The organism is Streptomyces sp. NPDC054863 (genome assembly GCF_053610825.1).
In genome coordinates, this window is the sequence record NZ_JBSGZD010000126.1 from 1 (window position 1) to 20,547 (window position 20,547).

The window sequence follows — 20,547 nt, forward strand, 5'->3', positions numbered from 1 at the left end:
GCTTTCGCGTCCCGCCGCAGCTCGGAGGCCGCGCCTGCGGCGGAGCCGCCGTCGGACACGGCAAATCCCGTCAGGGCCCCAGCAGTTGCAGGCCCCGATCCTTTTGGATCGGGGCCTTCTTGCGTCTTGACTCCGGCATCTGCCGCCGGTAACCCGGACTCAGGGGCCGTACTCCGGAGGTGAGCGTGGCGGCAACCGTGGCCAGACACGAGACGCGGGCACTGCTGCGTGCCCATCTGGCAGCCGCTTCGGGCTACCGGCACCGCACCCGGCACTGCCCGATCTGCCACCGGCTCCTGCTGCTCGCCCTGCAGCCCGAGAGGGCGCCCGGGAGCGCGGCCGAGCGCACGCCCGAGCGCGCGGCCGGGAGAGAGCCCGTGAGGCCGCCCGAGAGCGTTCCGGAGGAGCGTTCCCCTGCCCGCCCCCAGGCCGACTCCCCGGCCTGCTTCCCGGCTCAGGACGAAAGTCCTCCGGACCCGTGACCATCGCCTCCCGACCGGGCCCTCTTTCGGTGGCAAGCTCGGATTTGGCAAGAGCAATGAGCTGTGACGGGTGTCACCGGAAGAGTTTTCGGGACGGGCTTATTTACTCCCTCCCTACAACAAGCCAATTTAATATGTGCAATTGCACCACCCGTGACAACCCCCCGCCGCCTCTCCGTCACACCCCCGGGTCAGGGCCGCCGCAGCCGCCGCCGGCACCCTCCCCGGGCACAAAAAAAATCGCGCCGGACTCGGCGGAGTCCGGCGCGATCGACGACTCGGCTCCCGTTGGGGCGGGTGCCTGTCGAGTGGAGCCATGGGCGGGCGCACCGAGTTGGGGGACCCGGGTCGCAATTGCCCTGCACTGCGGGGTGTTGCCGATACTGCGGGTAAAGAAGTGAAGCGGTAATACGAGGTAATACGAAGCGTCAGGCCTCGCTGCGCTGCTGCGGAATACCCGCAAGCAGTGCGCGGACCTCGGCCTCGCGGTAACGCCTGTGCCCACCCAGCGTGCGGATGGACGTGAGCTTGCCTGCCTTGGCCCAGCGGGTCACCGTCTTCGGGTCCACGCGGAACATCGTGGCGACCTCAGCCGGGGTCAGCAGCGGCTCGGCGTCAGGGGTGCGAGCGGTCATGAGCGGCCTCCTCGGGAGAACCGAACCTTCACGGTTCTTTCCTCTAAATTCTGCACCTTGACCCGCGTTGCCCGAAATGGCGGACGCGGGCCGAGTCGGTTATAGGACGAACGGCTTGTCCTCGGCACTACAACTACACCATCCGTCCAGCCGCGTGGGCCAAACCGACGGAATTGCCCTCTGAGGTGTTCATCAGCGACGGAAGCCGATGGACCATGCCATAGCGGACAGTCACCTCACAGTGACGATCAGTCACAGAGCGATCAGGAGTCGTCAGACCCCCCATAGAGTGCAATGCCGAGCATTCCGCCCCTAGTTGGACGGAAGGAGCCCTCCCCGGACTCCTTGTCCTATTTTGACACGAGGGCGGGGGATGAGCGCAAGGGGCGATTAAGTGCTGTCCGTCACGCTTGCCACAAAAGCCCGGATCAGGACGTAGGTCCCGAGCGCTTGTCCCTCACCTGTCACACGCACCACATCACGCTCCGGTTCACTTGAAGCTCAGATTTCGCTCAAATCGTGTGCGGTATTCAGCATTCAGCCCTCCGCGCGCGGAGCCGGGCGCCCGGACGGCCCCGTTCCGCACCCCGCCCCCGCCCGGTCTCAGTTCGCGAACTGCCGGTCCCTGACCGCCCGCCAGCGCTCCGCGAGCCGGCCGTACGCCCGGGCCGCACCGTCCGCGTCGCCGGCCCGCAGCGCCCCTATCCCCTCGGCCACGTCCGCCGCCGACCGGTCCCCGGCCAGGTGCGTCTCGTCCAGTACGTACGCGAGCCCGCCGTAGTCCAGCTCGACGAGCGAGCGGGGGTGGAACTCCTCCAGCCACCGCCCCACGTCCACCAGGCCCGTCACCAGCGGCCCCTCCTCCCCGTCGCCGACCTGCTCGCGCAGCGTGCGCAGGGCGCGCGCCACCCGGCGCCTGGCCTGCACCATCGACGTCCGGTACCGCAGCACGGCCGCCTCCTCGCCCGAGGCCTTCACGTACTCGCGCTCCTCGTCGCCGAAGAGGACGAACCAGCGCACCGGCACGTGCCACACCGAGGTCCTGATCCACGGCCTGGCGTCCGGGTTCCGCTCCCGCCACCGCTCGTGGTCCGCATGCGCCTGGCGCCGCAGGAGAGGGGAGAGCACGGCGTCCAGGAGCGGCGCCGGGTACTGCTCCTCCAGCTCCGCCAGGGCCAGCCAGCCGCGGAGCCTGGTCCGCCACGGGCACACCACCAGGACCTCGTCGATCTCGGCCACGTACGCGTCGCCGCTCTCGTGCACCGGCACCACGACGGGCGGCGTGGGCAGCAAGTCGGCCAGGGAGCACCGGAGTTCGTCCTGCGGCCCCGGGAGCTCCTGGCGGCGGGCGTAGCGGGCCCAGTGGGTGCGCTCCGGCTCGGGAAAGGCCGCCAGCGGTTCGTACACCCGCAGGGCCGACACGTACGGGACGATCACCGATGACGCCAGTGGCACGCCAGCTCCTCAACTCGACCGGAAGCAAAGACCGTAAGCAAATCGTCCCACGGGGGGCTTCGGAAGGAGGTGATCCCGCAGCCCGGCCCGCACCAGGGGCCGCCAGGCTCTACTCTCATGCCCATCGGCCCTCACCACCCGCATGAGGGCTTCCCCGTCTCGTACTTGGGAGTCACCACAGTGACCGCATCTTCCGACGGCGTCCTGCACACCCTGTTCCGCTCGGAGCAGGGTGGCCATGAGCAGGTCGTGCTCTGCCAGGACCGCGCCTCCGGCCTCAAGGCCGTCATCGCCCTCCACAACACGGACCTCGGCCCCGGCCTCGGCGGCACCCGCTTCTACCCGTACGAGAGCGAGGAGGCGGCCGTCGCGGACGCCCTCAACCTCTCGCGCGGGATGAGCTACAAGAACGCCCTGGCCGGTCTCGACCACGGTGGCGGCAAAGCCGTGATCATCGGCGACCCGGAGCAGATCAAGACCGAGGAGCTGCTCCTCGCCTACGGCCGCTTCGTGGCCTCGCTCGGTGGCCGCTACGTGACCGCGTGCGACGTCGGCACGTACGTGGCGGACATGGACGTCGTGGCGCGCGAGTGCCGGTGGACCACCGGCCGCTCCCCCGAGAACGGCGGCGCGGGCGACTCGTCCGTCCTGACCGCCTTCGGCGTCTTCCAGGGCATGCGCGCCTCCGCGCAGCACCTGTGGGGCGACCCGACGCTGCGCGGTCGCAAGGTCGGCGTGGCCGGCGTCGGCAAGGTCGGCCACCACCTGGTGGAGCACCTGCTGTCCGACGGCGCGGAGGTCGTCATCACGGACGTGCGGGAAGAATCGGTACGCCGCGTCACCGGCCTGCACCCCGAGGTCGCCGTGGTCGCCGACACCGAGGCGCTGATCCGCGTCGAGGGCCTGGACATCTACGCCCCCTGCGCACTGGGCGGCGCCCTGGACGACTCGTCCGTACCGGTGCTGACCGCCACCGTGGTGTGCGGCGCGGCCAACAACCAGCTCGCCCACCCGGGCGTCGAGAAGGACCTCGCCGACCGCGGGATCCTCTACGCGCCGGACTACGTGGTCAACGCGGGCGGCGTCATCCAGGTCGCCGACGAGCTGCACGGCTTCGACTTCGACCGGTGCAAGAAGAAGGCCGCGAAGATCTTCGACACCACGCTGGAAATCTTCGCACACGCAAAGAAGGACGGTGTTCCGCCGGCCGCGGCGGCCGACCGGCTGGCCGAGCAGCGCATGGCGGAGGCGCGCGCACGGCGCTGACCGGAGCGGGCGGATCCGCCGAGGGGGAGGGGCCGGGGAGACATGGCTCACCCCCCTCGGCGGGTCGGCCGTCAGGAAGGGGCTAAAATCGCGGTTGACCAGCGGGGACGGGACGCCCCGCCGGTTGTGCTTCGCGGTGTCTCCTGCGGGCGGCGTACCGTATGGCCAAAGAAGCAGGTACCGTTGAAGTCCTGCGGACCGGTCTCTTCACGGAGAGCCCGTTCCCAACCATGAACGCGTGTCAAGACTCTGGGGCCGTCGAGCCCCGTCACCGAGGGGGTCGAGCCATGGGGCGCGGCCGGGCAAAGGCCAAGCAGACGAAGGTCGCCCGCCAGCTGAAGTACAGCAGCGGCGGGACTGATCTGTCGCGTCTGGCCAATGAGCTGGGCGCTTCGACTTCGCAACAGCCGCCGAATGGCGAGCCGTTCGAGGACGATGACGAGGAAGACGATCCGTACGCACAGTACGCGTCGCAGTACAACGACGAGGACGAGGACGACGAGTCCGGCCCTTCGTCGCAGCGCCGCGGCGCTTGACGCCTCAGATCCGGCGTTCGTACACCTCGAAAATTTTCATAAGGTTTGAGCAGTTCCACAGGACCCGGTCCGAGGCTTTCGCCCCGGACCGGGTTCTGTGCGTCCCGGTGCCGTGGGTGACCTGCTACTTCGCGTAGTCGCCGGTCAGTTCCGCGCCGTCGCGGTGATCGCCGCGGGCCAGGATCTCGCCGGCGACCCAGGACTCGACGCCCCGGTCCTCCAGCGTGGCCAGGGCCACGTCGACCGACTCCTGCGGGACGACGGCGATCATGCCGACGCCCATGTTGAGGGTCTTCTCCAGCTCCAGCCGCTCGACCTTTCCTGCCTTGCCGACGACGTCGAAGACCGCGCCGGGGGTCCAGGTCGAGCGGTCGACCGTGGCGTGCAGGTGGTCGGGGACCACGCGGGCCAGGTTGTTGGCCAGGCCGCCGCCGGTGACGTGGCTGAAGGCGTGGACCGGCGCGGTGCGGGTGAGCGCCAGGCAGTCCAGCGAGTAGATCTTGGTCGGCTCCAGCAGCTCCTCGCCGAGCGTGCGGCCGAATTCGGCCACCTCGCGGTCGAGGGCCCAGCCGGCGCGGTCGAAGACGACGTGCCGCACGAGCGAGTACCCGTTGGAGTGAAGACCGGAGGACGCCATCGCGATGACGGCGTCGCCCTCGCGGATCCGGTCGGCACCGAGCAGCTGGTCGTACTCCACGACGCCGGTGCCGGCGCCCGCCACGTCGAAGTCGTCCGGGCCGAGCAGGCCAGGGTGCTCGGCCGTCTCGCCGCCGACCAGGGCACAGCCTGCCAGGACACAGCCTTCGGCGATGCCCTTCACGATGGCCGCGACACGCTCGGGGTGCACCTTGCCGACACAGATGTAGTCGGTCATGAAGAGCGGTTCGGCGCCGCAGACCACGAGGTCGTCGACGACCATGCCGACGAGGTCGTGGCCGATGGTGTCGTACACGCCCATCTGGCGGGCGAGGTCGACCTTCGTACCGACGCCGTCGGTCGCGGAGGCCAGCAGCGGGCGCTCGTAGCGCTTCAGGGCGGAGGCGTCGAAGAGACCGGCGAACCCGCCGAGGCCACCGAGGACCTCGGGGCGCTTCGTCTTCTTCACCCACTCCTTCATCAGTTCTACGGCGCGGTCGCCGGCTTCGATGTCGACGCCCGCGGACGCGTAGCTGGCACCGGTGGTCTCAGACTTCTCAGACATGGGGAGGTGAGAACTTTCGTGTCGCTTTGAACGGAGGAAGCCGGCGAGGGTCTACGGGCCCGCTACGGGCGACGGAGTGCGTCGGCCGCGGCCGTGTTGGCCGGTCCTGCCGCGATCTCGGTCTCCAGCAGCTGCTTGCCGAGGAGCTCGGGGTCGGGGAGTTCCATGGGGTACACCCCGTCGAAACAGGCACGGCAGAGGTTCGGCTTGTCGATCGTCGTCGATTCGATCATGCCGTCGATGGAGATGTACGAGAGCGAGTCGGCGCCGAGGGACTTGCCGATCTCGTCGATGGTCATGCCGTTGGCGATGAGCTCGGCGCGGGTCGCGAAGTCGATGCCGAAGAAGCACGGCCACTTCACGGGGGGCGAGGAGATGCGGATGTGGATCTCCGCCGCGCCCGCCTCGCGGAGCATCTTGACCAGTGCGCGCTGGGTGTTGCCGCGGACGATCGAGTCGTCGACGACCACCAGGCGCTTGCCCTTGATGACTTCCTTGAGCGGGTTGAGCTTCAGACGGATGCCGAGCTGGCGGATCGTCTGGGACGGCTGGATGAAGGTCCGGCCGACGTACGCGTTCTTGACGAGTCCCGAGCCGTACGGAATTCCGCTGGCTTCGGCGTATCCGATCGCGGCGGGGGTGCCGGATTCGGGTGTCGCTATGACGAGATCGGCCTCGGCAGGAGCTTCCTTGGCCAGTTTTCGGCCCATCTCGACCCGGCTGAGATAGACGTTGCGGCCCGCGATGTCGGTGTCGGGGCGCGCGAGGTAGACGTACTCGAAGACACAGCCCTTGGGCTTCGCTTCTGCGAATCGAGAGGTACGGAGACCGTTCTCGTCGATCGCGAGCATCTCGCCCGGCTCGACCTCGCGGACGTAGGACGCACCGCAGATGTCGAGGGCGGCGGACTCGGAGGCCACCACCCAGCCGCGCTCCAGACGGCCGAGGACCAGCGGGCGGATGCCCTGCGGGTCACGGGCCGCGTACAGCGTGCCCTCGTCCATGAAGACGAGGGAGAAGGCGCCCATCACCTTGGGGAGCACCTTTGCGGCGGCCTCCTCGATGGTCAGGGGCTTGCCGTCGTCGTCGGTCTGGCCCGCGAGGAGGGCCGTGACCAGGTCGGTGTCGTTGGTGGCTGCCACCTGGGTGGCGCGGCCGTTCTCCTTGGGGAGCTCGGCGACCAGTTCGGCGAGCTGCGCCGTATTGACCAGGTTTCCGTTGTGGCCGAGCGCGATCGAGCCGTGCGCGGTGGCACGGAATGTCGGCTGCGCGTTCTCCCACACCGAGGCTCCGGTGGTGGAGTAGCGGGCGTGACCGACCGCGATATGGCCCTGGAGGGAAGAGAGGGAGGTTTCGTCGAAGACTTGCGAGACCAGGCCCATGTCCTTGAAGACGAGGATCTGGGACCCGTTGCTTACTGCGATACCGGCGGACTCTTGTCCACGGTGTTGCAGTGCATACAGTCCGAAATAGGTGAGCTTGGCGACCTCTTCGCCGGGAGCCCAGACACCGAAGACGCCGCAAGCGTCCTGGGGGCCTTTCTCACCGGGGAGCAGGTCGTGGTTGAGTCGTCCATCACCACGAGGCACGGCACCGAGTGTAGGCGAGATCGACCACTGGTCCGAATTGGGGATACGAACGGGGCCCGGGCGGGGCAAAACGATCCTGCTGAGGACGGGGGGCGGCGGGGCGGCGACGGGGGCGGTGGCACCGCGTGCCGGAGGGAGCGAATCCAGCCCTTCCGGCGTGTGCGGACGCGCGGCGAGGCCGGGCACGGGCGCAGCCCCGGACACCGGCCCCCACCGGCGCCGGTCGGCCCCCCACCGGCCCAGCCTTGCCCGGTCGGCCGCCCCCACCGGCCCAGCCTTGCCCGGCCGCCCGTCGACGGCCGGGCCTACTTGGCGGCTGTCGCTTCCAGGCCCGCGCCCGCGCTGCCGGTGAGGGACAGGGAGCGGCCGTTCACGGTGTACGTGACCTTGCCCTCCAGCACCTTCAGCATCTGCTTCTCCACGGCCGCCGCCTCGCCCTGGCACATCATGCGGGTGGTCGCGATGCGCCCGAATTCGAGCGAGCCGGGGCCCTGCTTCGCCTGGCCGCTGAGGGAGTTGCAGCCGGTGCGACCGCGCACCGAACCGTCCTTGCCGAAGGTCAGGTACGCCTTGCCGGCCACTTCCTCGGGCACGGACTGCGCGGAGTCGCTTCCGCCGGGCTTCGCGGTCTTGCGGGCGGTGAAGGATTCGACGGTCCACCTGGTCCCGGCGAACGGAGCGGCAGGCTCCACCGGCTTCGAGGTGAGCGCGATCGTGTCGCCCTTCGCGGTGGTCAGGGTCAGCCGGCTGTCGTCGAGCTTCGCCTTCAGCTGCTCCTTGAATGCCTTGCGCAGGGAGAGCTCGAAGTCCTGGTTCTCGCAGGACATCTGAGTGGACAGCAGCTTGTCGAGGTCGAGGGCGTCGCCCTTGAGGGTCGCCCTGCCGCTGAACGAGTTGCAGCCGTAGTTGCCCTTGACCGCGCCCTTCTTGTCGATCTCGACGAAGGTGTCCTTGGGCGCCGCGGTCTTCTTCCCGCCGACGGTCGAACTCTCCACCGTCCAGCGCACCCCGGTCAGCGGCAGATCCGTCTGGACGGCTCCCCCGTCACCCTTGCTCCCGGCGCCCGCGCCGGCCCCGGATCCCGCGGTCTCCGTACCGCAGGCGGACACGGCGAGCAGTGCTGCTGCGGTGAGGGGCACACCCAGCATCTTCAGCGTCTTGAACTTCGGCTTCGTCTGCATGCCGATGTGACGGAACAGGTGGGACAACTGGTTCCACTTGGCCCGGCGCAGGCGTCCTGCTCACCCCAGGATCGGCAGCACCCCCACCAGATCCGCACGCTCCCCACTGGCTCTGACCTGCGCTTCTTCGATCGCGTCCGCCCATTGTGTACGTCCTGTGGCAAGCCGGATCCAGGTCATCGGGTCGGTCTCCACGACGTTGGGCGGGGTTCCTCTGGTGTGCCGGGGCCCCTCGATGCACTGCACCACCGCATACGGCGGAATCCGCACCTCCGTGGACGCGCCGGGCGCCTTCACCGCGAGGGCGTCCGCGAGCAGCCGCGTACAGGCCGCGAGGGCCTGCCGGTCGAACGGCACGTCCACCCCGGTGGCCCGCGCCAGGTCGTCACTGTGCACGACGAGTTCCACGGTGCGGGTGACGAGGAAGTCCGCGAGCCGCATGGGCCCGACCCGGGTCTGAGTGATCCGCTCGTCGTCGGCCCCGGGCAGCACCTCGACGATCCCGGCGGCCACCCGCTCGTACAGCTCCGGGAGCGGCGCGGACGCCGCGGTCCGCCGGGCGTCGTCCGCGACCTGCCCAGCATGGACCTCGGTCGCGAACGGCCAGTCCAGGAGCCCCACTTCGGCCTTGGCGGGCGCGGGCTCGCCCAGGAAGCGCACGACCGAGCCCAGCGCCATCGACAGGTGCGCGGCCAGCTCCCGCACCGACCACTCCCCCAGCCCGCTCGGCAGGGCGAGCTGCTCCTCGCCCAGTCCCTGCACGACCTCCCGCACATGCCCGAACTGGGCGAGCACGGCGGCCCTGGTCCTGGCCGGGTCGTAGCTCCGGGGACGCTTCTTCCTGGCCGGGTTCGCGGGCGACGCGGGGTTCACGGGCGACATGGAAACGAGGTTAGACCCCGGCACTGACAACGTCCCCCGAACGACGGCCCGGCTACAGCGCCGTCGCCGCCGCCACCCCCAGCACCGCCACGAGCACGATCACCGGGCCGAGCGGCATTCCCTGGTCGGCGGGGGTGCTGTTCCCGGTGGGGCGGAGTTCCGGGTCGGCGAGCATCCTGCGGATTTCCTCGGCGGCGCGGGCGGCGACGTGGCCCTTGGCGGTACGGCGGTCGAGGCGGGCCCAGCCGGTGGGGCGTACGGCGGTGCGCGCGCCGTCCGGGCCGCGGAACGCCAGGCTGTCGTCGGCGTACTCGACCTTCTCCAGCTCCGTCCAGGGCAGCTGCTTCACCCGCCAGCCGCCCGCCACCCACAGGCCCGAACGGTCGGCCGTGACACGCCAGTTGAGTGCCGTCGCCATCCAGGTCAGGGCGAAGGGGAGCGTGAGCAGCACCAGCCAGGACCGCAGGGTCCGCTCGCCGTCGAAGAAGGACCAGAGCGCCGCCACCTCGAAGAGGAGGGCCAGGACCCCGGCGGTCCGGCTGACCGGGCCCGCCGACCAGCTGAGGTGCGTGGGGGCGGTGGTCGGGGTGGTGCCTGCGGGGTCCACGGGTGTTCCGTTCTCGGTGTGCGTACGGCGGCTGGTGTTGCGTGCGACAGGGGGAGTGGGGGGTGCGGCGAGGGGTGGTGCGGTGGGCTCGGCGAGGGTCGCGCGGGTCGTGCCGTGCTCCACGGCCACGCGGCCTTCGGGTCCGTCGACCGCGGCGACGTACGCCAATTCGGCACCGGTCGCGGGGGTTCCGTACAGCACGGCCTCGCGCAGGGGACGGGCGTCCACGGGTCCTTCGGCCCCGGCGGGCGCCTCGCCCTCGTACGTCCCCCAGGAGCGGAAGCCGAGCAGCGGTTCGGCCGCCTCCCGGTCGTCGGCCGCGTACACCCAGACCTTGCCGTCGTCGCCCTCCCGGACCAGGACGCGCAGGGCGGGCTGGGGGCGGAAGCGGCGAAGGGTCTCCCGGCAGGTTGCCACCGCGTCGGCCAGGAGGGCCGCTCCGAGCGTGCCGGTGAGCAGGACGATCCACTCCCCTTCGGCCTCCTCGGCCCGCCAACAGGCCAGTGCGGCCACGGCGAGGAGCAGTGCTCCGGCCAGGACGGGGGCGAGACGGCGGCGCGGGCGGCGTACCTGCGCGGACGGCGCCGGATGCCGTTGCGGACCGGCTGCCTCCACCGCCTGCGCCCGCTGGCGTGCCCGGAGAGCCAGCCGGTGGGACAGATGGCACGCGACCAGCACGGCAGCCGCCATCACCCCGATCTGTGCGGGCAGCACCGCGCCTTCGAACGCGTCGTCGGAGATGAGGCCCGCGACCGTCAGCGGGGGGAGTACGGCGAGGGCGAGGGCCGGGCGGCGCCAGATCCAGTAGAGCTCCAGGAGGAACAGTCCCAGGAGCGCTGTGGGCAGCCACCACGGGTCGAAGCCGCTCGCGGCGCCGGAGGTCGTCGCGTACATCACGGAGACGCCGATCCGCACGTGATCGGTCGCGTCCGTTCCGCCCGCCCGGGGCAGGCCGGTGCCCGAGGGGAAGGGCTGGGGGCCCTTGAGGAAGTCGGGCACGGAGGCGGAGCTGTGCGGTCCCGGGGAGCTGTGCGGTCCCGGGGGCACGGAAGCGTGCGGCCCCGCCGACCCGGAAGCGTGCGGTCGCACCGTCACGGAGCTGCGCGGTCCCCCGGGGTCCCGGTGGACGTCGCCGTAGGCCCGGTCCGGGCGTGGCGGCGTCGCCACCGCGAGCAACGCCCACACCACCGCCCCCACCAGCACCAGCGCCGGCCAGGCCGGATGCGCCCACCTGCCGGGCACGGCGGCCCGCCAGCGGCGCGCGTCGGCCGACTGCCAGGGGGCCGTGCCCTCGGGTATGCGCGAGGCGGGAAGCCGTACGGGAGAAGGGGGTCGCTCGGTCACCCGCGCATTATGGCCATGGCGCGGAGGGCGCAGAAGTGCGGCCCCACCCGGAGCGGGTGCGGCCCCACCGGGATCGGGTGCGGCCCCGCCCCGGTCTCCCCGGGACGGGGCCGCGCCCACCCACGTAACGCACCAGAAGCGACTCAGGCCAGCAGGCCCGGAATCGTCGCCTCGTGCGCCGCCTTCAGCTCGCTCAGCGGAATGCTGAACTGGCCCTGGATCTCGATCGCCGCCTCGGCGTCCGAGCCGTCCACGACACCGATGCGGGCGACGGGCAGACCGCGCGCCCCGCACATGTCGTTGAAGCGGAGCTCCTCGCTGCGCGGGATCGACACGACCGCACGGCCCGCCGACTCCGAGAACAGGAAGACGAACGGGTCGGTGCCGTCCGGCACCACCAGTCGCGCACCCTTCCCGCCGCGCAGGCAGGACTCGGTGACGGCCTGGATCAGGCCGCCGTCGGAGAGGTCGTGGGCAGCGTCGATCATGCCGTCGCGCGAGGCCGAGATCAGGATCTCGCCGAGCAGCTTCTCGCGCGCCAGGTCGACCTTCGGCGGCATGCCGCCGAGGTGGCCGTGCACGACCTCCGACCATGCCGAGCCGCCGAGCTCCTCGTGCGTGTCGCCGAGGAGGTAGAGCAGCTGGCCCTCCTTCGCGAACGCCATCGGCGTACGCCGTGCGACGTCGTCGATCACACCGAGGACCGCGACGACGGGCGTCGGGTGGATCGCGGTCTCACCGGTCTGGTTGTACAGAGAAACGTTGCCACCGGTGACCGGAGTTCCCAGTTCCAGGCAGCCGTCCGCAAGACCGCGGGTGGCCTCCGCGAACTGCCACATGACGTCCGGGTCCTCGGGCGAACCGAAGTTGAGGCAGTCGGAGATGGCGAGGGGCTTGGCGCCCGTGGTCGCCACGTTCCGGTACGACTCGGCGAGGGCCAGCTGCGCGCCCGTGTACGGGTCGAGCTTGGCGTACCGGCCGTTGCCGTCGGTCGACATGGTCACGCCGAGACCGGTCTCGGCGTCGATGCGCACCATGCCCGCGTCCTCGGGCATGGCCAGCACGGTGTTGCCCTGCACGAAGCGGTCGTACTGCTCCGTGATCCACGCCTTGGAGGCCTGGTTGGGCGACGCGACCAGCTTCAGGACCTGCTCGCGCAGCTCGTCGCCGTTGGCCGGGCGGGCCAGCTTGTTGGCGTCGTCGGCCTGGAGCGCGTCCTGCCAGGACGGGCGGGCGTACGGCCGCTGGTACACCGGGCCGTCGTGGGCCACGGACCGCGGCGGTACGTCGACGATCTGCTCGCCGTGCCAGAAGATCTCCAGCTGCGAGCCCTCGGTCACCTCACCGATGACGGTGGCGATGACGTCCCACTTCTCGCAGATCTCCATGAACCGGTCGACGTGCTGCGGCTCGACGATCGCGCACATGCGTTCCTGCGACTCGCTCATGAGGATTTCCTCGGGCGAGAGGGAGGAGTCGCGCAGCGGCACGGTGTCCAGCTCGACGCGCATGCCGCCGGAACCGGCGGAAGCCAGCTCGGAGGTGGCACAGGACAGCCCGGCGCCGCCGAGGTCCTGGATGCCCGCGACCAGCTTCTCCTTGAAGATCTCCAGGGTGCACTCGATGAGGAGCTTCTCCTGGAAGGGGTCGCCGACCTGGACCGCGGGGCGCTTCGTCGGCTTGGCGTCGTCGAAGGTCTCGGAGGCCAGAACGGAGACGCCGCCGATGCCGTCGCCGCCGGTCCTTGCCCCGTACAGAATGACCTTGTTGCCGGGCCCGGACGCCTGCGCGAGGTGGATGTCCTCGTGCTTCATGACGCCGATGCACCCGGCGTTGACCAGCGGGTTTCCCTGGTAGCAGGCGTCGAAGACGACCTCACCGCCGATGTTCGGCAGGCCGAGGCAGTTGCCGTAGCCGCCGATTCCGGCGACGACGCCCGGCAGGACGCGCTTGGTGTCGGGGTGGTCGGCCGCACCGAAACGGAGCGGGTCGACGACCGCGATCGGCCGGGCACCCATGGCGAGGATGTCGCGGACGATGCCGCCGATGCCGGTGGCCGCGCCCTGGTAGGGCTCGATGTACGAGGGGTGGTTGTGCGACTCGACCTTGAAGGTGACCGCGTAGCCCTGGCCGACGTCGACGACACCGGCGTTCTCGCCGATCCCGACGAGCATCGCGTCGTTCTCGGGGACCTTCTCGCCGAACTGCTTGAGGTGGACCTTGCTGCTCTTGTACGAGCAGTGCTCGGACCACATCACGGAGTACATGGCGAGCTCGGCGCCGGTGGGACGGCGGCCGAGGATCTCGCGGATCCGGGCGTACTCGTCCTCCTTGAGGCCGAGTTCCTTCCAGGGCTGATCGACGTCGGGCGTGCCGCTCGCGTGCTTGACAGTGTCCAGAGTCATCAGGCGTTGACCAGCTTCTTCAGGATCGAGGTGAAGAATCCGAGCCCGTCGGTACGGCCCGTACCGATCAGCGGCTCGACGGCGTGCTCGGGGTGCGGCATCAGACCGACGACGTTGCCCGCCGCGTTGGTGATGCCGGCGATGTCCCGCAGCGAGCCGTTCGGATTGCCGTCCAGGTAGCGGAACGCCACCCGGCCCTCCGCCTCCAGCTCGTCGAGCGTGCGCTCGTCGGCGACGTACCGCCCGTCCATGTTCTTCAGCGGTACGGAGATCTCCTGGCCCTGCTCGTAATCGAGGGTCCAGGCGGTCTCCGTGTTCTCCACCCGCAGCTTCTGATCGCGGCAGATGAAGTGGAGGTGGTTGTTCCGGAGCATCGCGCCGGGCAGCAGATGCGCCTCGGTGAGGATCTGGAAGCCGTTGCAGATGCCGAGGACCGGCATCCCGGCCTTCGCCTGCTCGATGATCGTGTCCATCACCGGCGAGAAGCGCGAGATGGCGCCGGCCCGCAGGTAGTCGCCGTAGGAGAACCCTCCGGCGAGGACGACCGCGTCGACCTGGTGGAGGTCCTTGTCGCGGTGCCACAGGGACACCGGCTCGGCGCCCGCGAGACGGACAGCACGCAGCGCGTCCTGGTCGTCGAGCGTGCCGGGGAAAGTGACGACTCCGATACGAGCGGTCACTTCTCGTCCTCCACCTTCACGGTGAAGTCCTCGATGACGGTGTTGGCGAGGAACGTTTCGGCCATCTCGTGGATGCGGGCGAGGGCGGCATCGTCGACCGGACCCTCCACCTCCAGCTCGAAACGCTTCCCCTGGCGGACGTCCGCGATTCCCTTGAAGCCGAGACGGGGCAGTGCACGCTGCACCGCCTGTCCCTGCGGGTCGAGAATCTCGGGCTTGAGCATGACGTCGACTACGACGCGTGCCACTGGCACTCCCGGTGTGGTGTGGTGCTTAAGGCGGTTTCACCAGCGTACCCGCCCAGAAATTCTACGCGGGTAGATATGCTTGCGGGCCGATCACGTTCCGGTATCGACACCAACAACACGGGGAAAAATCAGGGAAAAAAGAGGCCCCCCTCATTGCACTCGGACACGCTGACGGAATTGACTGGGCTTCACAATGCAATGCCTCCCCCTGTACAAAGGAATACAAGCGAAAGCAACATTGACTCCGAGTTGCCCCCGAGTTGCTTCAAAACAGCCGGAAGGTCGACATCACCGCACGTCAGCGCGGTGGTACCGATACTCAAGCCGGTACACGCCCGCTAGGAAGGACCGATATCCGTGGCTCAACGCGTAGTGGTCACGCTCTCCGACGACATCGACGGAGGAGAAGCGGCGGAAACGGTGACCTTCGGCCTCGACGGGAAGTCGTACGAGATCGACCTCAATCCCGCCAATGCAAAGAAACTGCGCACGGCGCTGAAGCCGTACGTGACGGCAGGCCGAAAGCACTCGAAGTCGGGCAATGTGTACCGGCACACCTCGGTGGCCCCGGACCCGGCGGCGGTGCGCGCCTGGGCGCGGTCGCACCGGATGGAGGTGCCGGCCAGGGGCCGGATCCCGAAGAAGGTCTACGAGGCGTTCGCAGAAGCGTCCTGACGGAGCGGCAGGTGTCCGGCCGCCTCGCAGCGGGTCTCCGCAAAGTCGGCCGGGAACCGATTTGCATCACACCCAGGTACCTGGGCTAAAGTCTGGAGCACGCCGAAGGGCAAGGCCGCAAGGCCCCGCCTCACGCAGCGTGCGGGTGTAGTTCAGTAGTAGAACATCCTCCTTCCAGGGGGAAGGCGCAGTGTGCAATTCCTGTCACCCGCTCTGCATCGCTCGAACCGGTTTCCGGAGGCCCCGGAACATCGGGTAAGGTGATGCCGCACCACCAAGCACCACCTCTCAGCAGTACCTTGCGGACGTAGCTCAGTTGGTAGAGCGCAACCTTGCCAAGGTTGAGGTCGCCAGTTCGAACCTGGTCGTCCGCTCCACATGAAGAAGGCCCCGGTCACCTCGACCGGGGCCTTCTTCGTACGTACCGCTAGGACCAGCTCTGGCCGGTCAGGCGCTCGTACGCCTCGGTGTACTTGGCGCGGGAGGCGTCCACGATCTCCTGCGGGAGCGGGGGCGGCGGGTTGTCCGACCTGGGGTCCCAGCCGGAGTCCGCCGAGGTCAGCCAGTTCCGGATGAACTGCTTGTCGAAGGACTGCTGCACCCGGCCCGGCTCCCAGTCGTCGGCCGGCCAGAAGCGCGAGGAGTCCGGGGTGAGGACCTCGTCGGCGATGACGAGGCGGTCCTCACCGCCCGCCGCCGCGCCGCCCCGCACCGCTTCGTACCCGAACTCGAACTTGGTGTCCGCGAGGATGATGCCCCGGTCGCGGGCGATGTCCCGGGCCCTGCCGTACACCGCGAGGGTCGTCTGGCGGAGCTGGGCGGCGGTCTCCGCGCCGACTTCGCGGGCCACCTCCTCGTAGCTCACGTTCTCGTCGTGGTCGCCGACGGCGGCCTTGGTGGCGGGCGTGAAGATCGGCGCCGGCAGCTCCGAGCCGTTGACCAGGCCCTCGGGCAGGGCGAGGCCGCAGACCGTACGGGACTCCTGGTACTCGACCAGGCCCGAGCCGGTCAGGTAGCCGCGGGCCACGCACTCGACGGGGACCATCCGCAGCGACTTGCAGACCAGGGTGCGGCCCGCCCAGTCGGCGGGGGCGCCCGCCGGCAGGTCCGTCGACAGGACGTGGCTCGGAACGAGGTCCGCGAGCTGGTCGAACCACCACAGCGAGAGCTGGGTGAGGATGCGGCCCTTGTCGGGGATGTCGGTGGGCAGCACCCAGTCGAAGGCGCTGGTGCGGTCGCTGGCGACCATCACGAGGTCGCCCGCCTCGTTCTGGTACAGGTCGCGCACCTTGCCGGTGTGCAGATGCACCAGGCCCGGCACCTGCTGGGGCTCGGGCTTTACTACGAATCCGGACACGGTTCCTCCCCGTGGTTATGGCCAATCGGGTTCGATTCTCCCGTACGCGCGGGGGAAGTCCCCGGTCAGGGTGGCCGGGGCGTACGGAACGGTTCCGTACGGATGTGGGGCGGGTGTGCGCGGGAGGCTCTCGGCAGTGCTCCCGGCCGGGCCTCAGGTGCCCTTGGCGATGCGGTCCAGGAGGTTCGCCGTCGCCTTCTGGATACGGGGGTCGACGTGCCCGGGGCGGTCCAGCGCCGGGGACCACGCGAAGGTCCCGGAGGCGAAGACGAGGGCTCCGCTGGGTGCCCGGTACAGGGACGTCTCCTGGTGGCGCAGGGCGCCCTCGCTGTCCCGGTAGGGGGAGTGGGCGAGCAGGATGCGGCCCCGGTGCTCGGGCAGCGCGGTACGCGGGAAGTAGCGGTCGGCCTCGCCCGCCACCAGGCCCTCGATCTCGTCGCCCTCGCCGGCCCCGGTGCCCTCCCACAGCCAGTGCTCGGCGTTCCGCACGACGAGGGGGCTCGGCTCGGGGACTCTTCCCGCGTACTGGATTCCCATCAGCTGCTGCTCCGGGCGGCCCGCCTCGCGCCACAGCGCGGTCTTGCCGTGGCCGCGGCGCTTGAGGCAGGACAGGAAGCGGTCGGGGACGCCGGAGGGGGCGGGGGCGAGCTCGACCTGCCAGTACATGGTGTTCGCCGACAGGAAGACGAGGGAGGTGCCCTGGTCGCGGGCGCGCTCGGCGGCCTTGCGCATGGGCACGGACCAGTACTCGTCGTGGCCGGGGAAGATCAGGCCGCGGTAGCGGGAGGTGTCGATGCGGCCGGCGTGCAGGTCGCGGGCGTCGGCGTAGGCCAGGTCGTAGCCGTAGCGCTCGGCCCAGCGGATGAAGTCGTAGGCGTGCCCGACGTGCAGGGGCAGGCCCTGGCCCGCGTACGGGCGGTCGAAGGAGACGGTGGTGGCGGCGTCCTCCTCGCCGAGGAGCCGGCCCTGCTCGTCCCACGCGTGGTAGAGGCTGGCGCCGGTGCGGCCGTCCTCCGGGTAGAGGTTGTACGCCTGCCAGGTGACGTCCGGGAGCAGCAGCAGGTAGTCGGCCGAGCGGTCGTCGCGGACCGTGAAGGGGACGTGCGTGCGGTGGCCGTCGGCGCTGGTCAGCACGGCGACGTAGGCGCCGAGGCTCCAGTACTCGGGGATCTGGAGGCGCCAGGACTGCCACCAGTGGTGACAGGAGACCGTGCGCTCGGCGGCCAGCGGGGCGGGCTGGACGATGCCGGAGAGCCGGGGGCTGGTGTCGACCTTGAGGGCGCCGGCGCCGCTGTAGTGGCCGATCCGGTAGACGTACGCGGAGAACTCCTGCGGCGGGTTGACCGTGACGTGGAAGTCGACGGAACCGCCGGGCGAGACGGAGCCCGACGAGGTGAAGCCCTTGATCTGGCGGTTCACGTCGTCGGCGGCGCGGGGTCCCGAGGTGCGGCGGGGCGGCGGGACCTGGGCGCCGGTGGCCGGATCCAGCTCCGCGTACCAGGGGACGACCGTGCCGTCCGCGTCGAGGTACTGGTCGCCGCCGCGCAGCCAGGGCAGCGGGCCCTGGCCGAAGGGGTCCGAGACGGCGTGCGCGAGCGCCCCCGATTCCCAGCGAATCTGCTCCGCCCCCACGTCACATCCCTCCCTCGGTCCCCCGGGACACCTGCTGACCACCGGAACAACGGTGGTGCACCAGCTGTCAGGTCCAGGACCCCAGCACATCACATAACGCACGCACTCCGTCACCGTTCGTCGCGAATTGGCGTGAAACGGAACCTGCTACTCCGTTCGTGGGACCTGTCGGCGGTTCTGCGGGCATCTCGCTCACACCAGCCGTACGGGCTTTTCCGGCCGCACCCCGACGGCGGCGAGCCAGCCGCGCAGCGGGCCGGGGTCGCCGTCCTCGACGAGGCTGAGGACGGGCCCGGTGAGGTCGCTGCGGCGCTTGCCCCCGACGAGCAGGGCGGGGCCGTCCAACCAGTCCAGGCCGGGGGCGGCGCCCGCGGTGTCGACGGCGGCGCAGCAGACCATCGCGGTGACGTGGTCGGCGAGCAGGTCGCGGCCGGTGCGGGGCGGCTGGATGGGGAAGACCGGCAGCGGGTCGCCGGGGTCGCTGCCCCAGGCCGCGCCCTCCGAGGACATGCCGCCGGGGAACTCCTGGCCGTCGCCGAGGACGACGGGCGCGGGCGGCGTGGCCGCCGCGGCCTCGCGGGCCGCCTCGGCGGTGATGCCGGCGGCGAGGGCGTCGGTGCGCTCCTCGTCGCTGCGGCCGTCGTCGGGTCCGGGTGCGCCGGTGTGGGCGACGGCCTCGGCGGCGAGGTGGTCCATGACGCGGGCCAGGGTGGGGCCCGTACGGTCGCCGCCGGAGCGGCGGACGCCCAGGGAGTCCAGGACGCGGTGCAGCCTGGCCGCTTCCGTACGCCACTTGCGGTCGACGACTTCCTCGGGGTACGCCTGCCAGTCGACCGGGGACCAGTCGGGTCCCGGGGTGGCCGGGCCGCCGTGGAAGAGGCGGGCGGCCAGCAGGGAGGTGGCCTCGTCGACGGCGCCCGGCTCCTCCAGGAGGTCGCAGGCGGGGCGCTCGCCGAGCCGGGAGGCGAACCCGTCGGCGAGGCGGTCGCGGCGGGAGAGCTCGGTGAGGGCGGAGACCACTCCGGCGTCGAGCCGGGAGGGCCAGCGGCCCATCCGCCAGGCGGGCAGCGCGACCCGGGTCAGCAGCCGGTCCCAGCCCGCGTAGGCGAGGCCGACCTGCTCCTGGGCGACGATCCGCAGTCCGTAGTCCACGGCCTGGGCACGCTCGGACGCGGCGGCGGCGACGCCCCGCTCCAGCTGCGTGATGTGCTCGCGGCAGGCCGCGAGGAGGATCCGGGAGATCCGGCCCAGCGGCGCCAGCGCGATCCGGCGGGCCACTCCCCCCGGGCCCCGGCCGGGCTTGACGGCGACCGCGACGGCCGCGTCCAGGCCCCGTACGAAACGGCGGGCGCCGGCTATGTCGGGGTGCGCGGAGGGGCCCGTACCGGCGACGACCGGGGCGAGGACGGCACGCAGCTCGGCGACGCGCATCCACCACAGGAAGGGCGAGCCGATCACCAGGACCGGGGCGGTGGGCCCGGAGGCGGGGGCCGTGGGCCCGGAGGCGGGGGCTGAGGTGGCAGGCCCGGACGCGGGGGCGGTGGGCCCGGTGCGTATGGACTCGGCCGACCGGGACTCCGCATCGGCGCGACGGGCCTCGGGGCGGCCCGCTGCGCGCACGGCGGCGTGCGAGCGGTCCTCCAGCCAGCTGTCGCAGTCCGGGGTCAGGGCTATCGCGGACGGTGCGGGGACGTCGAGGCGCTCGGCCAGGTCCCGCACGAGGCGGTAGAGGTCGGGGGCGGACGTCTCGGACAGCTCCACCGTGGGCGTCACGGCCGGCCGGGCCCTCGTCACAACGGCAGCGACCGACAGAGCGACCAGCAGCACCACGAGCGCGACCGCGGACACCGCCCAGCGGGCCACGTCCCAGCCCTCGCCCGCGAGCCGCCCGGACGCCCCTCCGGCCAGCAGCACGACGGCCGCGGCCGTCGGCAGCAGGGCCAGGGTCAGCGCCCGGCTGCGCACCCGCAGCACGGCGAGCGCACGCTCCCGCGCGGCTTGCGCGCCCTGCTCCGCACCCAGGACACCCGAGGCACGCGACGAACTCGAACCACCAGAACCTGAAGAACCGGACCGAGAATCGGGGCCAGTGGAACTGGCACCGGAATCAGACACACCGGACACGACCGGATTCACCCCCTCTGCCCTGCGACGGGTTGCTCACTCCATCCACTGTGGCACCCGCCACTGACATCGCAATGTCGGTGGGCCAAGTGCCGGAACGCTTGCGCGGCACCCTAGTTGGGGCTTCGGCACGAGTCATCCGGATGGGCGAGCCGTCACTCGATGGAATGGCTTTGGGTAAAGGTGCTGACACGGGGCCGGGGGCGAGGGAGTCCCGGGTGCGCGACAGCCGGGGTCCGGTCGGACCC

General features: G+C 70.7%; 17 protein-coding genes and 2 tRNA genes. 6 read left to right on the plus strand and 13 right to left on the minus strand.

All coding sequences use genetic code 11. The annotated features are described in order from the left end of the window. Positions 1-185 precede the first annotated feature (185 nt). Entirely contained in the window at positions 186-482 is a 297-nt protein-coding gene (locus tag ACWGIG_RS22055) for a DUF6274 family protein (protein ID WP_453323346.1), read from the plus strand. Between the two features lie 428 nt (positions 483-910). Here ACWGIG_RS22055 and bldC read toward each other — a convergent pair whose 3' ends face one another. Together bldC and ACWGIG_RS22065 are read right to left on the minus strand one after the other, a co-directional pair. Then, positions 911-1,117, minus strand: a complete 207-nt coding sequence (gene bldC / locus ACWGIG_RS22060) for a developmental transcriptional regulator BldC (protein ID WP_003949541.1) — start codon at positions 1,115-1,117, stop codon at positions 911-913. Between the two features lie 603 nt (positions 1,118-1,720). Next, positions 1,721-2,572, minus strand: coding sequence for a hypothetical protein (locus ACWGIG_RS22065; protein WP_453323347.1), 852 nt, complete (start codon positions 2,570-2,572; stop codon positions 1,721-1,723). A 180-nt stretch (positions 2,573-2,752) separates the two neighbouring features. On the opposite strand from ACWGIG_RS22065, the gene ACWGIG_RS22070 reads away from it, so the two are divergent. Continuing rightward, positions 2,753-3,838: a Leu/Phe/Val dehydrogenase gene (locus ACWGIG_RS22070; RefSeq protein WP_453323348.1), complete on the plus strand. Its 1,086-nt coding sequence runs from the start codon at positions 2,753-2,755 to the stop codon at positions 3,836-3,838. 287 nt (positions 3,839-4,125) lie between these two features. Continuing rightward, positions 4,126-4,374 (plus strand): DUF3073 domain-containing protein, encoded by a 249-nt coding sequence (locus tag ACWGIG_RS22075; protein ID WP_384343443.1) that lies wholly within the window; start codon positions 4,126-4,128, stop codon positions 4,372-4,374. A gap of 124 nt (positions 4,375-4,498) precedes the next feature. Here ACWGIG_RS22075 and purM read toward each other — a convergent pair whose 3' ends face one another. The 8 genes from purM to purS all read right to left on the minus strand — a co-directional run bounded on the left by purM (position 4,499) and on the right by purS (position 14,511). Beyond that, entirely contained in the window at positions 4,499-5,575 is a 1,077-nt protein-coding gene (gene purM, locus ACWGIG_RS22080) for a phosphoribosylformylglycinamidine cyclo-ligase (protein ID WP_453323349.1), read from the minus strand. A gap of 62 nt (positions 5,576-5,637) precedes the next feature. Beyond that, on the minus strand, positions 5,638-7,164 hold the full coding sequence (gene purF / locus ACWGIG_RS22085) for an amidophosphoribosyltransferase (RefSeq protein WP_453323350.1): 1,527 nt from the start codon (positions 7,162-7,164) through the stop codon (positions 5,638-5,640). 305 nt (positions 7,165-7,469) lie between these two features. After that, entirely contained in the window at positions 7,470-8,345 is an 876-nt protein-coding gene (locus tag ACWGIG_RS22090) for an META domain-containing protein (protein WP_453323351.1), read from the minus strand. Positions 8,346-8,405: 60 nt separating this feature from the next. Continuing rightward, positions 8,406-9,227, minus strand: a complete 822-nt coding sequence (locus tag ACWGIG_RS22095) for a sterol carrier family protein (RefSeq protein ID WP_453323352.1) — start codon at positions 9,225-9,227, stop codon at positions 8,406-8,408. A 52-nt stretch (positions 9,228-9,279) separates the two neighbouring features. Then, positions 9,280-11,178: a hypothetical protein gene (locus ACWGIG_RS22100; RefSeq protein WP_453323353.1), complete on the minus strand. Its 1,899-nt coding sequence runs from the start codon at positions 11,176-11,178 to the stop codon at positions 9,280-9,282. A 143-nt stretch (positions 11,179-11,321) separates the two neighbouring features. Then, positions 11,322-13,583 (minus strand): phosphoribosylformylglycinamidine synthase subunit PurL, encoded by a 2,262-nt coding sequence (gene purL / locus ACWGIG_RS22105; protein WP_453323354.1) that lies wholly within the window; start codon positions 13,581-13,583, stop codon positions 11,322-11,324. Then, positions 13,583-14,263 (minus strand): phosphoribosylformylglycinamidine synthase subunit PurQ, encoded by a 681-nt coding sequence (purQ, locus tag ACWGIG_RS22110; protein WP_453323355.1) that lies wholly within the window; start codon positions 14,261-14,263, stop codon positions 13,583-13,585. Before purQ ends, purL begins: the two co-directional genes overlap by 1 nt. Further along, positions 14,260-14,511, minus strand: a complete 252-nt coding sequence (gene purS / locus ACWGIG_RS22115) for a phosphoribosylformylglycinamidine synthase subunit PurS (protein WP_398413748.1) — start codon at positions 14,509-14,511, stop codon at positions 14,260-14,262. Before purS ends, purQ begins: the two co-directional genes overlap by 4 nt. Positions 14,512-14,868: 357 nt before the next feature. Between purS and ACWGIG_RS22120 the strand changes: the two genes are divergently transcribed. The 3 genes from ACWGIG_RS22120 to ACWGIG_RS22130 all read left to right on the plus strand — a co-directional run bounded on the left by ACWGIG_RS22120 (position 14,869) and on the right by ACWGIG_RS22130 (position 15,563). Next, a complete protein-coding gene (locus ACWGIG_RS22120) occupies positions 14,869-15,186 on the plus strand; it encodes an Lsr2 family protein (protein ID WP_398413750.1) in 318 nt (105 codons plus the stop codon). Between the two features lie 141 nt (positions 15,187-15,327). Further along, positions 15,328-15,399, plus strand: a tRNA-Gly gene (locus ACWGIG_RS22125). An 88-nt stretch (positions 15,400-15,487) separates the two neighbouring features. Then, a tRNA-Gly gene (locus ACWGIG_RS22130) sits at positions 15,488-15,563 on the plus strand. A gap of 50 nt (positions 15,564-15,613) precedes the next feature. On the opposite strand, the gene ACWGIG_RS22135 is transcribed toward ACWGIG_RS22130, so the two are convergent. The 3 genes from ACWGIG_RS22135 to ACWGIG_RS22145 form a co-directional block, all read right to left on the minus strand. Next, a complete protein-coding gene (locus ACWGIG_RS22135) occupies positions 15,614-16,543 on the minus strand; it encodes a phosphoribosylaminoimidazolesuccinocarboxamide synthase (protein WP_453323356.1) in 930 nt (309 codons plus the stop codon). A 153-nt stretch (positions 16,544-16,696) separates the two neighbouring features. Next, positions 16,697-18,175 (minus strand): N,N-dimethylformamidase beta subunit family domain-containing protein, encoded by a 1,479-nt coding sequence (locus tag ACWGIG_RS22140; RefSeq protein ID WP_453323357.1) that lies wholly within the window; start codon positions 18,173-18,175, stop codon positions 16,697-16,699. 192 nt (positions 18,176-18,367) lie between these two features. Beyond that, a complete protein-coding gene (locus ACWGIG_RS22145; RefSeq protein ID WP_453323358.1) occupies positions 18,368-20,197 on the minus strand; it encodes a hypothetical protein in 1,830 nt (609 codons plus the stop codon). Between the last annotated feature and the right edge of the window lie 350 nt (positions 20,198-20,547).